The sequence below is a fragment of the Streptomyces sp. NPDC005820 genome, assembly GCF_040630255.1.
Classification (GTDB): Bacteria; Actinomycetota; Actinomycetes; order Streptomycetales; family Streptomycetaceae; genus Streptomyces.
This window is the reverse complement of sequence record NZ_JBEXXE010000035.1, coordinates 14107-34733: the sequence shown is the minus strand read 5'-3', so window position 1 is coordinate 34733 and position 20627 is coordinate 14107. Positions and strand designations below refer to the sequence as shown.

General features: G+C 72.6%; 11 protein-coding genes and 1 pseudogene. 8 read left to right on the top strand and 4 right to left on the bottom strand.

The genetic code is table 11. From position 1 onward, the window contains the following. Positions 1-69: 69 nt before the first annotated feature. The 3 genes from ABZ464_RS35265 (at position 70) to ABZ464_RS35255 (ending at position 7236) form a co-directional block, all read left to right on the top strand. A complete protein-coding gene (locus ABZ464_RS35265; protein WP_359284067.1) occupies positions 70-1593 on the top strand; it encodes a hypothetical protein in 1524 nt (507 codons plus the stop codon). A 52-nt stretch (positions 1594-1645) separates the two neighbouring features. Beyond that, positions 1646-2524 carry a hypothetical protein gene (locus ABZ464_RS35260; protein ID WP_359284065.1) on the top strand — a complete coding sequence of 293 codons (879 nt, stop codon included), beginning with the start codon at positions 1646-1648 and terminating at the stop codon, positions 2522-2524. A 71-nt stretch (positions 2525-2595) separates the two neighbouring features. Next, positions 2596-7236: a hypothetical protein gene (locus ABZ464_RS35255; protein ID WP_359284063.1), complete on the top strand. Its 4641-nt coding sequence runs from the start codon at positions 2596-2598 to the stop codon at positions 7234-7236. Positions 7237-7353: 117 nt separating this feature from the next. On the opposite strand, the gene ABZ464_RS35250 is transcribed toward ABZ464_RS35255, so the two are convergent. After that, positions 7354-7830 carry a hypothetical protein gene (locus tag ABZ464_RS35250; protein WP_359284258.1) on the bottom strand — a complete coding sequence of 159 codons (477 nt, stop codon included), beginning with the start codon at positions 7828-7830 and terminating at the stop codon, positions 7354-7356. 402 nt (positions 7831-8232) lie between these two features. Between ABZ464_RS35250 and ABZ464_RS35245 the strand changes: the two genes are divergently transcribed. The 5 genes and pseudogenes from ABZ464_RS35245 to ABZ464_RS35225 all read left to right on the top strand — a co-directional run bounded on the left by ABZ464_RS35245 (position 8233) and on the right by ABZ464_RS35225 (position 16238). Continuing rightward, a complete protein-coding gene (locus tag ABZ464_RS35245) occupies positions 8233-11148 on the top strand; it encodes a nitrate- and nitrite sensing domain-containing protein (RefSeq protein WP_359284061.1) in 2916 nt (971 codons plus the stop codon). Then, the gene (locus tag ABZ464_RS35240) at positions 11145-11576 is read left to right on the top strand and encodes a roadblock/LC7 domain-containing protein (protein WP_359284058.1); all 432 of its coding nucleotides are present in this window, start codon (positions 11145-11147) and stop codon (positions 11574-11576) included. The genes ABZ464_RS35245 and ABZ464_RS35240 overlap by 4 nt, the downstream gene beginning before the upstream one ends. Before the next feature lie 9 nt (positions 11577-11585). Next, on the top strand, positions 11586-11981 hold the full coding sequence (locus ABZ464_RS35235; RefSeq protein ID WP_359284057.1) for a DUF742 domain-containing protein: 396 nt from the start codon (positions 11586-11588) through the stop codon (positions 11979-11981). A gap of 24 nt (positions 11982-12005) precedes the next feature. After that, positions 12006-15652: pseudogene (locus tag ABZ464_RS35230) on the top strand (hydantoinase B/oxoprolinase family protein). Further along, positions 15633-16238 carry an ATP/GTP-binding protein gene (locus ABZ464_RS35225; RefSeq protein WP_359284055.1) on the top strand — a complete coding sequence of 202 codons (606 nt, stop codon included), beginning with the start codon at positions 15633-15635 and terminating at the stop codon, positions 16236-16238. Before ABZ464_RS35230 ends, ABZ464_RS35225 begins: the two are co-directional and overlap by 20 nt. A gap of 77 nt (positions 16239-16315) precedes the next feature. Here the strand turns inward: ABZ464_RS35225 and glpK are convergent, their stop codons facing one another. The 3 genes from glpK to ABZ464_RS35210 all read right to left on the bottom strand — a co-directional run bounded on the left by glpK (position 16316) and on the right by ABZ464_RS35210 (position 20560). Further along, complete coding sequence (glpK, locus tag ABZ464_RS35220; RefSeq protein ID WP_359284052.1) at positions 16316-17836, bottom strand: glycerol kinase GlpK; 1521 nt, start codon at positions 17834-17836, stop codon at positions 16316-16318. Between the two features lie 32 nt (positions 17837-17868). Continuing rightward, positions 17869-18618 carry an MIP/aquaporin family protein gene (locus ABZ464_RS35215; RefSeq protein WP_359284050.1) on the bottom strand — a complete coding sequence of 250 codons (750 nt, stop codon included), beginning with the start codon at positions 18616-18618 and terminating at the stop codon, positions 17869-17871. 298 nt (positions 18619-18916) lie between these two features. Then, complete coding sequence (locus ABZ464_RS35210; protein WP_359284047.1) at positions 18917-20560, bottom strand: GGDEF domain-containing protein; 1644 nt, start codon at positions 20558-20560, stop codon at positions 18917-18919. Positions 20561-20627 lie beyond the last annotated feature (67 nt).

Genomic DNA, 20627 nt, shown 5'->3' with positions numbered 1-20627 from the left:
GGTCCCCGCCCCCGGTCGCATCTGCGGTCGTTTGGGTCGTTGTCAGACCGAGGACCTACTCTGTGCACCGTGACTTCGCCTGCATCGACGGACCGTGTTCCCCAGCTCGGCGCGGCGCCGCGCCCGGCTCCGGGCCCGGCCGCCGACGAGGGGCTGGCACGACGGCTGCGCGCGCTCGCCTGCACCGCGCCCATCCACGACCTCGACGCGCGCAAGGCCAACCTCGCCGGTGAGTACTCGGTCTACGGCATGGCGGAGATCGCCCTCGCCGCCATCGACCTCGTCACCCTGAACATGGACTTCGACACCGGCGCCGACCACGACCAGATCGTGGCCCGCCTCATCCCGCGCATCGCCGCACAGGCCCCCGGGCGGCCCGTCGCCGAACACGAGCGCGTGGCCCGCTGGGTCCTGGAGAACCTGATCAACGTCGGCAGCGTCGACCGCGGCTTCCGCGCCGTGTACGGCACCTTCGCGGCGGACGGCACCTATGTGCGCCGCGACTACGACTTCAAGCTGATCGAGGAGGTCCCCGGCTACGGCGGCACGGTCTATCTGCGGACCACCGACGAGGCGGTCAACGTCCTCGTCGGAGCCCTCGACACCGACGTCACCAGCGCCCAGATCGCGGCCGAGGTCAAGCTCGAGGTACTCATCCGCCGCGGCCGCCTCGCCGACGCCCAACTCGCCGCCGAGCAGGCCCGCTACCGCACCGTGCAGTACTCCGAGACCCTCCGCCGGGCCCTGGAGGCCACCCGGCGCAACGTCCGCGCGGTGGACTGGCTCAACGCCGTCCCCGACATGATCGCCGAGGCCCTCGACCACGTGGCCGACCGCTACCGCCACGAGAACGCGATCCTCACCAACATCCGCCGGGCCCGCGACGAGATCGAGGACGCCGAGAACAAGCGGCGCGCCGCCGAACTCGTCGACATCGTCAAGGACTGCATCCGCCGCCACACCCAGCTCCAGTCCCGCCTCCTGGAGGCCGGCCCGCTCTTCCGCGCCGAACAGGACCGGCAGGCCTTCGCCACGCCCATGACGTCGTCGGGGATCGACCTCTACGGCCACCTCGTCACCCCCGTCCTCCCGCTGCCGTTGGCACAGGCGGCCCGGGTCACCGGCGCGTTCTTCGCGCGCGGGACGGGATTCCGGACCCCGGCGACCGTGCGGCTGGGCGACCTCGTCGACCTGCTGCTGACGCCACCGGTGGAGCGCGAGCACCTCGGCGCGGAGATGCCGGAGCCCGACCTCATCGCGACCCCGGACGACAGCCGCTTCAGCGAGGAACAACTGGCCGCCGCGATGGAACTGCTCGACCTCCCGGCGGACGCGCCCCGCAGACTCTCCGGACTGCTGGCCGAGGCCCGGCGGACCGATCCCGACCTGCCGTACCTGGTGGCGCTGCTGGCCGTGCACGCGGCGAGCCCCGCGGTCGGCACCGCCTACCGGCAGGGCGAGGAGAAACTGCTGTTCGCCGTGGACGACGGGACGGAGCTGGACGACCCCGAGTTCGGCGGCGCCGACCTCATCGTCGGCACCGCCCTGCTGGACGCCGCGGGGATGGCGGCCGACCGCACGGAGGCGGCATGAGCCGGCCCGGACTTCACCCGAACGACCACGAGAACACCGAGGAGTCGAACCCGTGAGCGAGCACGTCGAGTGGAGTGAGCCGGACGCCGGACCCGCGCCGGCGTCCGCGCCCCTCACCCCCGCCGACGCCGCCGACGCGGCGCGGCTCGTCGCCTTCGGCCTGCAGCCCAAACTGCAGCCCGCGCGCGACCAGGAGTACGCCGACCTGCTGCGCCGCCACCGCGAGGACCCGGCGTTCGCCCGGCTCGCCGACGCCGTCGCCGCCGGACTCGGACTGATCGTGCTGGAGGTGTCCCCGCGCGCGGGCATGGCCGTGACCGCCGCCGAGGACTCGGTGTTCGCCGTCCGGATGGGGGACTACGCGCGTCGCACGTCCGCCGACGGCGGCGACCGCTTCCTGCACGGACTCGCCCATCTCGCGGTCGCCGCGATGGCGTTCCCCCGCCCCGAGGACCTCGCCGACGACGGATACATCGGGCGGGTCAGCGTCAACGGCGTCGACGCCTTCGTCCGCCAGGCCTGCCGACGGCTGGAGGAGCGCGCCGAGGAACAGGGCGAGAACACCGACCCGGCCACCGACGCCCCCGGCCTGGAGGCCGCCTGGCGGATCTGGGCCAGACGCAGCGCCGCCGGAGCCACCAAGGACGCCCGCAGACTCGCCGGCTCGACCACCGGGATCGTCGGCAAGGCCGTCGCCTTCCTCACCGACTCCGGCTTCCTCCAGCGCACCGGCGACGACAACGGCGGGACGTACCGCACCACGGCCCGCTACCAGCTCCAGGTCCGCGACATGGCGGGCAGCGCAGCCCTGGCCGAGCTGCTGGAACTGGGCGTCGTCCCGGTCACCGACGGCACGGCGACCCTGCTGCCCCCGGACGACACGGACGATCTGGAGCTGGTGGCCGACGCCGGACTGCCCTTCCACTCCTGACGGCTGCCCGCCTGACGGCCGCCCGCAGCCCCCGAACCCCCTGAACTGCCGAAGACTTACGAGAGTCCGCCATGTACGAGCTGTCCCGGGTCCGCCTCTACTCCATCGGGCCCGCCGGTGCGCGCTACGCCGACACCGTGCTTGACCTGCGGGGCGTCGGCGACGTCGTGCCCGACCCCGCCCCCACACAGGCGGAGTTCTTCGAGGAGGAGCCCGTCGGCCCGCCGCGCCGGCCCGCGCCCGCCGGCGTGCTCTTCCTGGAGAACGGCGGCGGCAAGTCCGTCCTGCTCAAGCTGATCTTCTCGGTGATGCTGCCGGGCCACCGCAACACCCTCGGCGGCGCCAGCTCCGGCGTGCTGCGCAAGTTCCTGCTCGCCGACGACTGCGGCCACGTGGCCCTGGAGTGGCAGCACGTCCTCACCGGCGAGTGCGTCGTGGTCGGCAAGGTGAGCGAGTGGCGCGGACGGCAGGTCTCCAACGACCCGCGGAAGTTCGCCGAGGCCTTCTACTCCTTCCGGCCCGGCCCCGGGCTCAGCCTGGACAACCTCCCCGTCGCGGAGTCCACCGCCGTACGGCCGCCCGTCGAGGGCGCCTCCGGGGCCCAGGGGCGACGGCGCACCATGAAGGGGTTCCGGGACGCCCTCACCGAGTCGGGCAAGGCGTATCCGCACCTGGAGGTGCACTGGGAGGAGATCCACGACCGGTGGGTCGAACACCTCACCGAACTCGGCCTCGACCCCGAGCTCTTCCGCTACCAGCGGGAGATGAACGCCGACGAGGGCGAGGCCGCCGGCCTCTTCGCCGTCAAGAAGGACTCCGACTTCACCGATCTGCTGCTGCGGGCGGTCACGGACACCCGCGACACCGACGGACTCGCCGACCTCGTCAGCGGCTTCGGCAACAAGCTCGGCCGACGCGCCGAGCTGATCGCCGAACGGGACTTCACCGCCGGCTCGGTGGACCTGCTCGGCCGGATCGTGGAGGCCGCGGAGGGCCGCTCACGCGCGCGTGACATCCACGCGGGCGCCGAGCGCCGTACCCGCACCCTGGCGCGCCGGCTGTCCGCGCGGGGCGTGCAGGAGCGGATGCGGGCCGCCGACCTCGCCCAGCGGGTCACGGCCGCCGCCTACGCCGTCACCCACTCCGAGGGAGGACGCGAGCGCAGCGCGCTGATCGCCGCCGAACTCGCCTTCCGGCACGCCTCGCTCGCACTCGCCGCCGCCGAGAAGTCCGCCGCCGCCCAGAAGCGCGAACTCGCCGACGCGCGCACCCTGCACTCCGCCTGGCAGGCCGCCGAGGCCGTCCTGCGCCACCGTGCCGCCGCGGACCGCAGCGCGCGCGTGTCCGCCGCGATCCAGGAGGCCGAGCGCGACGCCGCCCCGGCCCTCGCCGCCCGCGCCAAGGCCGCCGTCGACCTCGTACGCGCCCTGCACGCCGCCGCCGAGAGCGCCGAGGCCCTCGCCAACGAGGGGGAGGAACGCTCGGCCGCCCTCCAGGAGGTCGGCGAGACCGCCCACCGGGACGCCACCTCCGCCGCGACCGAGGCCCAGCGCGCCCGCAGCGAGATCGGGCATCTGCGCCAGCGGCTCGCCGAGGTCGAACAGGAGACCGCGGAGGCCGTCCGGGCCGGCTGGCTGGACGACAGCGCGCCCGACGCCGACCCCGCGCGCGCGGCCCTCGCCGCCAGCGACGCCGAGAAGACCGCCGTGGCCGCCTGGGACACCGTCCGGGAGGCCTCCCGCCGGGCCACCGAGCACGCGCGCGAGGCCGCCTCCGCCGAGTCCCGCGCCGAGCTGACCGCGGCCCGCGCCGCAGACGCGGCCGCGGCCGCGCAACGCTCGTACGAGGCCGAACGCCGGCTCGCCGAAACCCTGGCCGCCGAGGAACGGCTCACCGAACTGCTCGGCCTGACCGGCGGCACCGTACGCGGACCCATTCCCCAGCCCCGGCATGACACGGACGACGACGGGGCCGCGGACGGCGGTACCCCCCTCACCCCCGAGGACCTCGACCGCTGCGCCGACGATCTGCGCGCACTGCTCGACGACGCCGTCTCCTCCGCCGAACGGCAGCTCTTCGACCTGCGCACCGCCGCGGCCGACGACTCCCGCATCCTCGGCGCGCTCGGCGACGGCGGGCTGCTGCCGCCCGGCCCCGACGTGCTGGCCACCGTGGAGTTCCTCGGCGAGCACGGCATCCCCGCGCTGCCCGGCTGGCGCTACCTCGCCCAGGCCGTCGACCCCGCCGACCACGCGCGCGTGCTCGCCGCCCGCCCCGAACTGGTCGACGGCGTGATCATCACCGACCCCGCCTCGCACGCACGCGCGCGGGACGCCCTCAGCGACGCCGCCCTGCTGCCGCGCTCCGCCGTCGCGGTCGGCACGGCCGCCGCCCTGCTCGCACCGACCCCGGCCGCCGACGTGCAGAACGGTGACGTCTTCCTCGTCCCGCCGAACCCGGCCATGCACGACGAGCACGCCGCCGACGAGGAGCGCCAGGCGCTGCGCGCCCGCGCCACCGAACGCGACGAGGACATCCGCCGGCTCGCCGCGCGGCTCGGCAAGGACCGGGAACTGTCCGCCCGGCTCGCCTCCTGGCGCACCGGCTGTCCCGCGGGACGGCTCGCCGAACTGGCCCGGGCCGCCGTGGACGCGGGCGCCTTCGCCGAGGAGTCCGAGGCCGAACTCGCCGAGGCCCGCACGGTGCGCGCCGAGGCGGAGGAGGCCGCCGCCGAGGCCGCCCAGGTCCGTGACGAGAAGCAGGAAGCCGCCCAGAAGGCCCGCCGCGCCGCCGACGCCCTCGCCGGGCTCGCCTTCCGGCTGCGCGAGCGGGCCGGCTGGCAGGTCAAGCTGCGCGAACTCGCCGACGAGGCCACCGAGTCGGAGGCTCGCGCCCACGCCTGCCTGGAACGCGCCCGCGCCGCCGACGAGGACCGCCGCGCCGCCCAGCGCGCCGCCGACGACGCCCGCCGCACCGCGCGTGCGCTGCGCGCCGAGCGCTCCGAGATCGCCGGCGCCCCCGACGACGTACCGGAGGACGACGCCGCCGCGTCCCAGTCGTCCCTGCCGGCCCTGCGCGAGGCCTACCGGGCCGCCTCCCAGGTCTACGAGAAGGTCGGCGTCGGCGCCGACCTGCGGGCCGAGCAGGCGCGCGCGGAGAGCGACGAGAGCGCCGCCCGCGCCGAACTGGACCGCCTGAGCAACAAGGTCCGCACCCGAGCCGAGCAGCTGCTCCAGTCGCCCGACGGCTCCGACGGGCCGTCCCGGCAGGCTGCCGCGGTCCGTGCCGAGGAGCTCGTACAGCTCCTGGAGACCCGTATGTCCACCGCGAGCGAGCAGCTCGGGCGGCTGCGCGGTGAGGCCGAACGGCACGCCCCCGAGGACGGCGAGGCCCACACCGAGCTGTCCGAGGAGCTCCAGCCGCGCGACGCCGAGCACGCCCAGGCCCTGCTGCGCACCGCGACGGCCGAACTCGCCTCCCGCACCGAGGCGCTGGCCCAGGCCCGGGAGGCGCACGCCGAACTGCTCGACGCGCACCGGGCCGCAGAGGACGCGGCCGGCGGCTTCGACGAGATCGCCGCGATGCTCCGCGACCTGATGCGTGAGCAGACCCGCGAGCACCCCGAGGAGGAGCAGGAGGCGCCGGAGCCCTACCCCGGGACGCTGGAGGAGGCCCGCCAGTCGGCCGCCGAGGCCCGCCGCTCGCTGCGCGGCTGCGCCGCCGACCTCTCCGCCGCCGAGTCCGCCGTGCGCGAGGCCGGCGACGTGCTCGTCCGGCACGCCAACTCCACGCGCTACGAACAGGTCCGTACACCCGCCCGGCAGCAGATCCGCGAACTGCCCGCCTCCGCGCTGCCCGAGCACGCCCGGAAGTGGGCGGACGCCTTCGCCCCGCGGCTCCGGGTGCTCACCGACGAGCTGGAGCAGCTGGAACGCAACCGGGACTCGATCGTGGACCGGCTGCGCGGACTCGTCGAGTCGGCGCTCGCCACCCTCCGCTCGGCCCAGCGGCTGTCGCGCCTGCCCGAGGGGCTGGGGGAGTGGTCCGGCCAGGAGTTCCTGCGCATCCGCTTCGAGGAACCCGACCAGGCCTCCCTCACCGAGCGGCTCGGCGAAGTCATCGACGAGGCGACCCGGGCGGCCGTGAAGAAGAACTCCGACCTGCGGCGTGACGGCATGTCACTGCTGCTGCGGGGCGTCGGCGCAGCTCTCCAGCCCAAGGGGGTCGCGGTCGAGATCCTCAAACCGGACGCCGTGCTGCGCGCCGAGCGGGTCCCCGTCGGACAGATGGGCGACGTGTTCTCCGGCGGTCAGCTGCTCACCGCCGCCATCGCCCTGTACTGCACGATGGCGGCGTTGCGCTCCAACGACCGGGGCCGGGACAAGCACCGGCACGCCGGCACGCTGTTCCTCGACAACCCCATCGGCCGGGCCAACGCGACCTACCTGCTGGAACTCCAGCGGGCCGTGTCCGACGCGCTGGGGGTCCAACTGCTGTACACCACCGGCCTGTTCGACACGACGGCGCTGGCCGAGTTCCCGCTCGTCATCCGGCTGCGCAACGACGCCGACCTCAGAGCCGGCCTGAAATACATCAGCGTCGAGGAGCACCTCCGCCCGGGTCTGCCCCGTCCGTCCCAGGCGGGTGAGGCGGTGCACAGCGAGATCACTGCGACCCGGATGTACAAGCGCGCGACCACCAGCGCCCCGTAGGGGCCGCGGCCTTGGGGCCTCGTCGCCGACGGGCCTCAGTGGCGCCGAGGGCCCTCAGGAACGACCGTGAGCGCCCTCGAGGAACTGCCGCGCCGGGTTGTCCGGCGCGGCGGGCCCTCAGGGGTGCGACAGTTGCCCCGCACCGCCCTGCCGGCGTATCCGCTCCTGCGCCCGCTCCGCGGCCCGGGCCTGGCGCCGCGCCCGGCGGCGCTCACGGCGCAGTGAGCGGGCCGTGCTGCTGGGCGCCGACACCACGCCGTTGCGCTGGTTCCACACCTGCCGGGTCACCCAGACGTCCAGCACCGACCAGGTGGCCACCACGGTGCTGACCACACTGCTGATCACCATCGGGAAGGCCAGCCAGGATTCGGCGAGGGTGCACAGGAACGCCACCATCGCCTGAAGCAGCGTCAGGGCGATGATCAGAACCGCTCGCACGGCCGCCGTCCGCACCGGATCCGGCAGCCGACGCCGACGCGCAGGCTCCTCGACCCACAACGGCCGGTAGGACAACCGCTCTTGTGCCGTGGTCGCCGCACCCTCTTCGGAGGCTCTGCTCCGCTGCGCCGTGCCCATCACCGTGTCACTCCCCACCGCCGGCAGACCGCTCACCTCCGGGTCGAAGACCCGGCTCCCCAGTGGCTGCCCGGCTTGCTCTGTTTTACGCCGCCGGGGGACGGCCTGCGGCTCCTGTGTCCGATTCCGCCCCCGATTCCCAATGATGAGGACGCGTGAGAAGCCGCGAAGATTCCCAACTTCCGAAAAATTCTGGCCAAGTCGCCGACGCCTCCGATCGGATCCGGTCTTCTTGCGAAGGCGGGTTTCGGGGCCACAATCCACCGTATTGCCCCGACAACTCCCCATGTCCGGGCTCCGGTGCGGAAGTTCGGCTTCCGGACTGCTCTTCGAGTTAACTGTGCGTCGGTAGTAGGCTCGCGCCGTTTGTTGACGCATATGCGTACCCCCTGACGGAGGGGGTTCGAGCTGGGGGAGGCCATGCGCTTTCGCGGGAAGTCGATCCGCCGGAAGATCGTGGCGCTGCTTCTCGTGCCGCTGGTGTCCCTGACCGCGATCTGGGGCTTCGCCACGGTACTGACGGGCCGTGAGGCGAGCCGTCTGTTCACCGTGTCGTCCATCGTGGAGAAGGTCGGCTACCCGATCGAAGACACGGTCCGCGTGGTCCAGCAGGAGCGCCGCCAGACCCTCGTCTACCTCGCCGACCCCCGTGCCTCCGACGCGCTCTCCGCGCTTCGTCGCACCAGGACCGCCACGGACGAGGCGCTCGCCGAGATCCGCCGCAACGCCCAGGACTCCGATGTCCGTGACGTCCTGGACCAGGACGACACCGAGGGCCTGACCGCGGTGCTCGACGCCTTCGACGGGATCGACTCCCTGCGCGGCAGCGTCGAGGAGGGCACCGTCACCCGGGCCCAGGCGCTGGACCTCTACAACCAGCTCATCGACCCCTGCTACGCCCTGCTGGCCAAGCTCGACGTGGTCGACAGCGTGGAGATGGACAAGCAGTACCGCGCGCTGGTCAGCGTCGCCCTCGCCCGCGAGCTGCTCTCCCGGGAGGACGCCCTGCTCGGCTCCGCCCTGGTCGTCGGCCGGCTCACCCGCGACGAGATCCGCGACGTCTCCGACTTCCGCTCCCAGCGTGACGTCGTCTACGACATCAGCCTCGCCCAGCTGCCCACAGCGGAACGCGAGCGCTACGAGAGCTTCTGGAAGAACGCCACCACCGCCCCCCTGCGCACCGCCGAGCAGGCCGTCGTGGCCGCCACCCCCGGCGACCTGCCCAAGGGCGTCACCGCCAGGAACTGGGACACGGCGGCCGGAGACGTCCTCCAAGAGCTCGGCACCCTGGACGAACAGGCCAACGACCGCTACCAGGACCGCGTGCGGCCGGTCGCGATCGAGGTCATCGTCAAGGCGTCCTTCGCCGGCGTCTTCGGACTGGTCGCCCTGATCGTCTCCCTCGTCCTGTCCGTGCGCATCGGCCGCGGCCTCATCCGTGACCTGCGCCAGCTGCGGCTGGAGGCCCATGAGGCGTCCGGCGTGCGGCTGCCCAGCGTGATGCGCCGCCTCTCCGCGGGCGAACAGGTCGACGTGGAGACCGAGGTACCGCTGCTGGAGTACGACAAGAACGAGATGGGCGAGGTCGGCCAGGCCCTCAACACCCTGCAGCGCGCCGCCGTCGAGGCCGCCGTGAAACAGGCCGAGCTGCGCGCCGGCGTCTCCGAGGTCTTCGTCAACCTCGCCCGCCGCAGCCAGGTCCTCCTGCACAAGCAGCTCACCCTGCTCGACACCATGGAGCGCCGCACCGAGGACGCCGAGGAACTCGCCGACCTCTTCCGGCTCGACCACCTCACCACCCGGATGCGCCGCCACGCCGAAGGCCTGGTGATCCTCTCCGGCGCGGCCCCCTCCCGCCAGTGGCGCAAACCCGTCCAGCTCATGGACATCGTCCGCGCCGCCGTCGCCGAGGTCGAGGACTACGAGCGCATCGAGGTCCGCCGTCTGCCGCGGCTCGCCGTCACCGGCCCCGCCGTCGCCGACCTCACCCACCTCGTGGCCGAACTCCTGGAGAACGCCACGGTGTTCTCCCCGCCGCACACCGCCGTCCAGGTCCTGGGCGAGCGGGTCGCCAACGGGTTCACCCTGGAGATCCACGACCGCGGCCTCGGCATGGCCCCCGAAGCGCTCCTGGAGGCGAACCTGCGCCTCGCGGAGACCCCGGAGTTCGAACTGTCCGACACCGACCGCCTCGGACTGTTCGTCGTCAGCCGCCTCGCCCAGCGCCAGAACGTCCGCGTCTCCCTGCAGCCCTCCCCCTACGGCGGGACGACCGCCGTCGTGTTCATCCCCGACGCCCTGCTGACCGACGACGTCCCCGACACCAACGGCATCGGCTTCCGCCTCGACCGCCCCCGGGCCCCGAAGGCCGCCGAGTCCACCGAGACCCACCGGCCCGCGCTCGCCCCCTCGGCGCAGCTCCCCGGCCTGCCCGTGCTGGACGGCCCGGTCGAACTGGAGGCGCCCGTCGGCCTCGACGCCCTCGGCGGCTTCCCGCCCGCCCTGGACGACGAGGACGACAGCGGCGTCCTGTTCCGCCCGCGCCGCTCCCTGACCCGCCCCGAGGACGCCCCGGCCGTCACCTCCGTCGACCAGCACCGCAGGCTGCCCGACACCCGAGGCGAGCCGGGCCACGGCGCCGACGACCCGGGCGCCCTCCTGCCGCTGCCCAGCCGCCCGGCGCCCAAGCTGGTCAGCTCGCACGGCCGCCCGGTCGTCGACCCGCGGTCCCCGCACACGGAGACGGGCCAGGAATCCGCCCACCGCACCCCGGCGCACCGGGCGGACGCCGCCGGGCCGGCACCGCTGCCCTCGCGCCGCCGGGGCAGCGGGGCGCAGATCCCGCGGAGCACCGGCGCGACCGAGCCGCCCGCGCTGCCGGTCCGCCCCGGACACGGCACCGACGGCCCGTCGCAGCCCCCCGCCCTCCCGCAGCGCACCCGCCAGGCCCCGTCCGGCGACCAGGACGGCCCGGCCGCACACACGCACCAGACGTCCGACCCACGCCTGAGTGGCACGGGCGGCCCGGTGGAGCGCACGCTGGAATACGGTCCGCGGGACAGCACCCTCGGCAACCGGCCTCATGACACCGGCTCCGCGCCCGCGGCGCTGCCCCGCCGGGTACGGCAGGCGAACCTCGCCCCGCAACTGCGGCAGGGACCCGCGCCGCGCACGGGCAACCGGGCCGACGTCGAGGACCGGGACGCAGACGAGGTACGCAGTCGCATGGCCTCGCTCCAGCGCGGCTGGCAGCGCGGCCGCGAGGAGAACGCCGCGGGCGACGAGACCCACAGCGGCACAGCACCACAACGAACGACAAAGGGGGACGGTCGATGACCGCACCGCAGGCGACCGGCCACATGAGCAACAACGGCGAACTGAACTGGCTCCTCGACGAACTCGTCGACCGGGTCGCCAGCATTCGCAAGGCCGTCGTGCTCTCCGGCGACGGTCTGGCGACCGGCGCGTCCAGGGACCTGACCAGGGAGGACAGCGAGCACCTGGCGGCGGTCGCCTCCGGATTCCACAGCCTCGCCAAGGGCGTGGGCCGCCACTTCGAGGCCGGCGACGTCCGTCAGACCGTCGTCGAGCTCGACGAGGCCTTCCTGTTCGTCACGGCAGCCGGAGACGGCAGCTGCCTCGCCGTCCTCTCGGACGCCGACTCGGACGTGGGGCAGGTGGCCTACGAGATGACCCTGCTCGTCAAGCGCGTCGGCGCACATCTGACCACCGCTCCGCGCACCGATCTGTCCTCGGGCGGGTAGTGGGATGGCATGAGCACAGACGGTCAGGGAAGCAGCCACTGGTTCGACGACGACGCCGGACCGGTCGTCCGTCCCTACGCCATGACACGGGGCCGCACCACCAGTGCGGTCCAGCACCGTCTCGATCTGATCGCACTGGTCGTCGCCGAGCCCCACGCGGACGAGGCGGAAGAAGACCCCTCGCTGTCCCCGGAACACGTGCACATCGTGGACCTGTGCCGCGGGGCGCCGCAGTCGGTCGCCGAGCTCTCCGCGGGGCTCGACCTGCCCATCGGCGTGGTACGGGTCCTCGTCGGAGACCTCGTGGACACGGAATTCGTCCATGTGAACCGGCCCGTACCCCCCGCAGAGCTGGTGGACGTGAGTATTCTGCGCGACGTGATCAACGGCCTCCGAGCGCTGTGAGCAGCGCGGAAGCGAGGTGAGGACGTGACCGGCTGGCAGTTCTGGGTGGACCGGGGCGGGACCTTCACGGACATCGTCGCGCGCCGCCCGGACGGCCGGTTGCTGACGCACAAACTGCTGTCGGACAGTCCGGCACGGTACGCCGACGCGGCCGTCGCCGGGGTCCGGGCCCTGCTGGCGGACTCGGACGACCCCGTCGAGGCCGTCCGCATGGGCACGACGGTCGCCACCAACGCCCTGCTGGAACGCAAGGGCGAACGCACCCTGCTCGTCGTCACCCGCGGATTCCGCGACGCCCTGCGGATCGCCTACCAGAACCGCCCGCAGATCTTCGCCCGCCGGATCGAACTCCCCGAGCTGCTCCACGAGCGGGTCGTGGAGGTGGACGAGCGCATCGCCGCCGACGGCACCGTGCTGCGCGCCCCCGACCTGGACTCCCTCGCCGGTGCCCTGCGGGAGGCGTACGACGACGGGATCCGGGCCGTCGCCGTCGTCTGCATGCACAGCCATCTCCACCCGGAGCACGAGCGGGCCGTCGGACAGCTGGCCGCCCGGATCGGCTTCCCACAGATCTCGCTGTCCAGCGAGGTCAGCCCCCTCATGAAACTCGTCCCGCGCGGAGACACCACCGTCGTCGACGCCTACCTGTCGCCCGTACTGCGCCGCTACGTCCGCCGGGTCGCCGACGAACTGCGCGACGTACGGCTGATGTTCATGCAGTCCAACGGCGGGCTCGCCGAGGCGAGCCAGTTCCGCGGCAAGGACGCCGTCCTGTCCGGGCCGGCGGGCGGCATCGTCGGGATGGCCCGCATGTCCCAGCTCGCCGGCTTCGACCGCGTCATCGGCTTCGACATGGGCGGCACCTCCACCGACGTCTCCCACTTCGCGGGGGAGTACGAACGCGTCTTCACCACACAGCTGGCCGGTGTCCGGCTGCGCGCCCCCATGCTGGACATCCACACCGTCGCCGCGGGCGGCGGTTCCGTCCTGCGGTTCGACGGCTCCCGCTACCGCGTGGGGCCGGACTCCGCCGGGGCGGACCCGGGGCCGGCCTGCTACCGCGCGGGCGGCCCGCTCGCCGTGACCGACGCCAACGTGATGCTCGGACGCATCCAGCCCGCCCACTTCCCCGAGGTGTTCGGCCCCGACGGCGACCAGCCCCTGGACGCCGCCCTGGTCCACGCCCGCTTCACCGCCCTCGCGCGCGAGATCCGCGAACGGACCGGGGACGACCGCACCCCCGAACAGGTCGCCGAGGGGTTCCTGCAGATCGCCGTGGCCGACATCGCCAACGCCGTGAAGCGGATCTCCGTCCAGAAGGGCCACGACGTCACCCGCTACGCCCTGACGACCTTCGGCGGCGCAGGAGGCCAGCACGCGTGCATGGTCGCCGACTCGCTCGGCATCCGCACCGTCCTCGTGCCGCCCATGGCCGGTGTGCTGTCCGCGCTCGGCATCGGCCTCGCCGACACCACCGCCATGCGTGAACAGTCCGTCGAGGCGCCGCTCGAATCGGGCGCGATGCCCGGCATCCGCAAGACCGCCGACGACCTCGAATCGGCGGCCCGCGCCGAACTCCGCGCCGAGGACGTCCCCGACGGCCGCGTCCGCGTCACCCGCCGCGCACAACTGCGCTACGACGGCACCGACACCACCCTCACCGTCGAACTCACCGAACCCACCGCGATGGCACGCGCCTTCGAAGAACGTCATCGCGCCACGTACTCCTTCACGCTCGACCGCCCGATCGTCGTCGAAGCGCTCTCCGTGGAAGCGACCGGCATCACACAACCCCCCGATCTGTCCGCCCTCGCCCCGTACGAGGGCCGCACCGCCGCGCCCCGGACCGTCCGCCTCCATACCGGCGGCGCCTGGCGCGACGTACCCCTTCACCGCCGCGAGGACCTTCCTCCCGGTGAGTCCGTCACCGGCCCCGCGATCATCACCGAGGCCAGTGCCACGACCGTGGTCGACGACGGCTGGGAGGCGGCGGCGACCCACGACGGGCATCTGGTCATGGAACGCACGGCGATCACGGAGAGTTCCGACCTCGTCACAGAAGTCGATCCGGTTCTTCTCGAGGTCTTCAACAACCTGTTCATGTCCATCGCCGAGCAGATGGGCGCCCGACTGGAGTCCACGGCCCAGTCCGTCAACATCAAGGAACGCCTCGACTTCTCCTGCGCCCTCTTCGACCCGGACGGAAACCTGGTGGCCAACGCCCCGCACATCCCCGTCCACCTGGGCTCGATGGGCACCAGCGTCAAGGAGGTCATCCGCCGCCGCGGCGCGAGGATGCGGTCCGGGGACACCTACGCCGTCAACGACCCGTACCACGGCGGCACCCATCTCCCCGACGTCACCGTGATCACCCCGGTCTTCGACGCCCGCCACGGCGACGACACGGAGAGTGACACCGAGCTCCTCTTCTATGTGGCCTCCCGTGGCCATCACGCCGAGATCGGCGGCATCGCCCCCGGCTCCATGCCCGCCGACAGCCGCACCATCGACGAGGAGGGCGTCCTCTTCGACAACTGGCTGCTCGCCGAGAACGGACGCTTCCGCGAGGAGGAGACCCTCCGCCTCCTCACCGAGGCCGCCCACCCCTCCCGCAACCCGATGACCAACCTCGCCGACCTGCGCGCCCAGATCGCCGCGAACCAGAAGGGCGTCGACGAAGTCGCCCGCATGATCGAGCACTTCGGGCTCGACGTCGTACAGGCCTACATGCGCCACGTCCAGGACAACGCCGAGGAAGCGGTACGCCGTGTCATCGACGCCCTCGACGACGGCGCGTACGCCTACGAGACCGACTCGGGCGCCGTCATCCGGGTGCGCGTACGCGTGGACCGCGAGAGCCGCTCCGCGACCGTCGACTTCACCGGGACCTCACCCCAGCTCGCCACCAACTTCAACGCCCCCTACGCGGTCGTCAACGCGGCCGTCCTGTACGTCTTCCGTACCCTCGTCGCCGACGACATCCCCCTCAACGACGGCTGTCTGCGCCCCCTCAGGATCGTCGTGCCGCAAGGCTCCCTGCTCGCCCCCGAACCGCCCGCCGCCGTCGTCGCCGGCAACGTGGAGACGTCCCAGGCGATCACCGGCGCCCTCTACGCGGCTCTCGGCGTCCAGGCCGAGGGCTCCGGCACCATGAACAACGTCACCTTCGGCAACGAACGCCACCAGTACTACGAGACCGTGGCCTCCGGATCGGGCGCGGGCGACGGCTTCCACGGCGCCCCCGTCGTCCAGACTCACATGACCAACTCCCGGCTGACCGATCCCGAGGTGCTGGAGTGGCGGCTTCCGGTACAACTGGACGAGTTCGCCGTGCGGTACGGCAGCGGCGGGGCCGGACAATGGCACGGCGGGGACGGCGCCGTCCGCCGGATCCGCTTCCACGAACCCATGACCGTCTCCACCCTCTCCCAACACCGCAGGGTTCCCCCGTACGGTATGGCCGGAGGAGCCCCCGGTGCGCCGGGGGCCAACCGGGTGGAACGCGCCGACGGGACGGTCGTCCGGCTCGGCGGGAGCGGTTCCGTGGATGTCGGTCCCGGTGACGTACTCGTCGTCGAGACCCCTGGCGGCGGGGGCTACGGCCCACCGCCCCACACCCCCAGTCACACCACCAAGCAGGAGAAGTGAACGATGATCTTCGGGCGTCCTGAGCGCGGCAAGCCCCCGGTGGAGCCCGTCACGCTCAAGATCCTGGTCGCCGGCGGTTTCGGGGTGGGCAAGACCACCCTCGTCGGCGCCGTGAGCGAGATCAGGCCGCTGCGCACCGAGGAGTACCTCACCGAGGCCGGCCGCCCGATCGACGATCTCACCGGCGTCGAGCGCAAGCACACGACCACCGTCGCCATGGACTTCGGCCGCATCACCCTGCGCGAGGACCTGGTGCTGTACCTGTTCGGCACCCCCGGACAGGAGCGGTTCTGGTTCATGTGGGACGAGCTCTCCGAGGGCGCGCTCGGCGCCGTCGTGCTCGCCGACACGCGCCGCCTGGAGGACTGCTTCGCCGCCGTCGACTACTTCGAGCGCCGAGACATCCCCTTCCTCATCGGCGTCAACTGCTTCGAGGGAGCCGACCGTTACCCCGAGGCGGATGTGCGCGGGGCCCTCGACCTCGACGACGACATCCCGGTGATCCTGTGCGACGCGCGCGACCGGCGCTCCGTCAGGGACGTCCTGGTCGGTGTCGTCCAGCACGCGATGGACTACGGCACCGAGCGCCGTCAGACCGTCACCACCTGAGCCCCGCACGGCCCGTACCCCGCCGTGCCGGGGTACGGGCCGCCGCCGGCGGCTCGGAGGGAACGCACACGCGCGTGCTAGCCCTCGCCGTCCTCCACCCAGCCGAGGCTCTTCTCCACCGCCTTGCGCCAGTTGTGGTACTCGCGGTCCCGCACCGGAGCCTCCATCGAGGGAGTCCACTCGGCGTCCTTCTGCCAGTGCGCCTTCAGCTCGTCGAGGTCGTTCCACACCCCGGTGGCCAGCCCGGCCGCGTACGCCGCGCCCAGGCAGGTCGTCTCGGAGACCCTGGGCCGGATCACGGGCACCCCGAGGACGTCCGCCTGATGCTGCATGAGCAGGTTGTTCTTCGTCATGCCGCCGTCCACCTTCAGGGTGGTGATCTGCACCCCGGAGTCCTGGAACATCGCGTCCACGACCTCGCGCGTCTGCCAGCTCGTCGCCTCCAGCACCGCCCGCGCGAGATGCGCCTTCGTGACGTAGCGGGTCAGCCCGGTGACGACGCCGCGCGCGTCCGAACGCCAGTACGGTGCGAACAGCCCCGAGAACGCCGGCACGATGTACGCCCCGCCGTTGTCCTCGACACTCGCCGCCAGCGTCTCGATCTCGTCAGCCGATCGGATGATGCCCAACTGGTCCCGGAACCACTGCACGAGCGCACCCGTTATCGCGATCGAGCCCTCCAGACAGTAGACCGGCGCCTCCTCGCCGATCTTGTAGCCCATCGTCGTCAGCAGACCGTTCTTCGACGGCACCGGCCGGGTGCCGGTGTTGAGCAGCAGGAAACTGCCCGTCCCGTACGTGTTCTTCGCCGTCCCCACGTCGTAGCACGCCTGCCCGAACACCGCCGCCTGCTGGTCGCCCAGCGCCGAGGCGACCGGCACCCCGGCCAGCTGGCCCACGGCGGTCCCGTAGACCTCGGCCGAGGACCGGATCTCCGGCAGCACGGCCTCGGGCACGTTCATCGCCGACAGAATGGAGGTGTCCCACTGAAGGGTCTCCAGGTTCATCAGCATGGTCCGGCCGGCGTTGGTCACATCGGTCACGTGCCGGCCGCCGTCGGTGCCGCCGGTGAGGTTCCAGATCAGCCAGGAGTCGATCGTGCCGAAGGCGATCTCGCCCTGCTCGGCCCGGTCCCTGAGCCCGGGCACGTTGTCCAGCAGCCAGGCCGCCTTGGGCCCCGAGAAATAGCTGGCCAGCGGCAGCCCCGTCTGCTCACGGAACCGGTCCTGTCCGTCCGGGCCGCCGAGTTCGTTGCACAGGGCCGCGGTCCGGGTGTCCTGCCACACGATCGCGTTGTGCACGGGCTTGCCCGTGGCGCGGTCCCACAGCACGGTCGTCTCACGCTGGTTGGTGATGCCTAGCGCGCTGATCTGGTCGGCCCGCAGCCCCGCCTTCGCGATCGCCCCGGCGACCACGGCCTGCACCTTCGACCAGATCTCGGTGGCGTCGTGCTCCACCCACCCCGGCTTGGGAAAGATCTGGCGGTGCTCACGCTGGTCGACGGCGACGATCGCGCCGCTGTGGTCGAACACGATGCAGCGGCTGGAGGTGGTGCCCTGGTCGATTGCGGCGACGTACTTCTCGGCGTTGTCCGTCATGGCTACCCCTTGGGCTGGGTTCAGAAGTCTGATCAGAAGGCCACGTTGTAGACGAGACCCGCGAGCACTCCGCCGACCAGCGGGCCGACGACGGGGATCCAGGCGTAACTCCAGTCGGAGGTGCCCTTGTTCGGGATCGGCAGGAAGGTGTGCACGATCCGCGGGCCCAGGTCGCGCGCCGGGTTGATGGCATAGCCGGTCGGCCCGCCCAGGGAGAGTCCGATGCCGACGACCAGCAGCGACACGATCAGCACGAGCGTCCCCGACTCGCCCAGACCCTTCGTCAGCCCGAAGGCGAGGATCGGCAGGACGAGCGCCATCGTCGCGATGATCTCCGTGATCAGGTTGGCGACGGGATTGCGGATCTCGGGGATGGTGGAGAAGATGCCCAGCGTCGGCGTCGGCTCCTCGGCCGTGCCCTCCGTGGTGCCCGTCTGCCGTACGTTCGCCTGGAACTGGGCGAGATAGACGAGATACGCCAGGACGGCACCGAGCATCGCACCGACCATCTGGCCCAGCAGGTAGATCCAGACCTTGTCCCACTTGCCCGTGTCGACGGCGATCCCGATGGTCACGGCCGGGTTGAGCTGCCCGCCCGACAGCGGAGCGGCCGTGTACGCCCCCGCCAGCACGCCGAACCCCCAGCCGAAGGCGATCACCACCCACCCCGACGCCCGTGCCTTGGAATATCTGAGGGTGACGGCGGCGCAGACCCCCGCGCCGAAGAGGATGAGGATCGCGGTACCGATGACTTCGCCGACGAATATGTCTCCGTTACTCATGGCGGCTCCTGGGCCCGGCCCGGGGCGATCGGCCCCGGTGCGCTGTGCAGGGTGCGGTTCGCGTGGCTGTTTCGGCCATGGCAGGGAGATCCCGCGCCCCGCCCGGCGTCCGTGACGAGCGTGCCGTCAGAGCCGAATCGCCCGTGGAGAGGGGGCCGCGGTGAACGAAGTCCGCGTGGCGCGTGCCTGGATACGCCGAGAATGTACGGCGATGTCGGCTGACACCGGGAAGTGTTCACCGGCGCCCAGGGAGCGTCAAGGAGGCGGACGGCAATGGTTGGTCAGTGCCGCCCTCCGCTCATCCCACCCCCGGCTCGGCCCCCACCGCCTCCGCGGCCAACGGCGACCCCCGCCGAACCTCGTGGCCGGAGAACCCGGCCCGCCCCACCACCCAACTCGCCCCGCGCATCGCCTTCGCGGCCTTCTTCAGCGGCGCCAGGCACGCGGCCGCCTGCCGGTGGTCGGTCACGCTGCCCGGCGGGCACAGGACCGTGGCCAGCGACAGCGTGACCGCACGCCCACCCGCCGACCAGGCGGTGTCCAGCACGGACACCGCCAGCGGATCCAACCCCTCCGGATCGGCCAGCACCAGGAAGTCGTCCCCGCCGATGTGCCCCACCCGGGTGCTCCCGGACGCCGCGACCTGCAGCGCCCGTCCCACCGACCGGATCAGCTCGTCGCCCGCCGCGAAGCCCGCGCCGTCGTTCACCTGCTTGAAGTGATCCACGTCCAGCCAGCTCAGCGCGAAGGCCCGGCCCTCCGCGATCCGCCGGTCCACCTCCGAGGTGATCGCGTCCGAACCCGGCAGCCGGGTCAGCGGATTGAGTCCCACCGCCTCCTCGACCCGGCTCTCGGCCAGCGCCCGTACGAGATCCGCCAGCCGAACCACGCCCACGCACCGTCCCTGACGGTCGACGACCGCCACATCGTCCGAGGTACGGTCCCGGTCGCCGACCGCGACCACGTCCAGCACCTCCCACGCCGTCGCGTCGATGCCCACCGTCCGCGGCGGGTCGCCGAGTTTGGCCGCGGGCCGGTCGGCGTACAGGGCATGGCCGTAGCGCCCCGACATCGACAGCAGGAAACGCGACCGGTGCACCGAACGGACCGGGACCCCCGCCCGGTCGACCAGCAGCACCCCGGAGACCTCCGGCGAACCGGTCAGCAGCGCCCGCACCTGCCCGGCGGAGGCGACGGCGGGCAGCAGCGCGGCCGGCCGGACGAACTCCCGCACCGACGGCCCCGAACGCGGCACCGGCAACGAGCCGGGAACCCGCGGCGGCACGTACACCTCGGCGACGGGCAGCCGGGCCGGCGGCGCGAACAGCATGCCCTGCGCCAGCTGCGCCCCCGCCGACAGCGCCGCCGCACACTGCAGTTCGGTCTCCACCCCCTCCACCCCCAGCAGCGCGCCCGTCTCGTCGCACCACATCCGCATCGCCCGTACCGCGGCAGGCCGCGCGAGCAGGGACGGATCGAGCTTCACCAGGTCCGGTGCGAGGTCGACGAGCAGCCGCAGGGGTACGTCTCCGTCCCCGACCCCGTCGGCGCTGATCCGGAAGCCCTGCTCCCGCAGCGCCCCCACCGCCTCGAGCAGCGCGCGCTGCGGCACATGCGTGTAGGGCGGCACGACGTCGAGCGTCACCTCCCACGGGAGCCGCCCCACCGCACGCACCGCGTCGTGCAACGGGGTGAGCCCGCCGAGGTCGGCCAGGGTCCCCGCGAACACGTTGACGTGCAACGGCAGCAGCGTCTCCCTGCGTGCCGCCGCCCGGACCGCCGCCACGGCGAGCCGGCCGTCGAGTTCGGGGTCCCGCCGGGCCTCCGCGAGAATGTCGCCGGACTCCGGGCGAGCGAGTATCTCCAGCCCCGCCACCCCTCCCGTGGTCAGATTGACCACCGGCTGGAAGGCGAAGCGGAGAGTATCCGTCCAGGACTGCACGGGAGCATGATGGCGCTGCCGGCGGATGCCCAGGCCCAGTTCACGAGACGTTCACGCAGGATTCCGG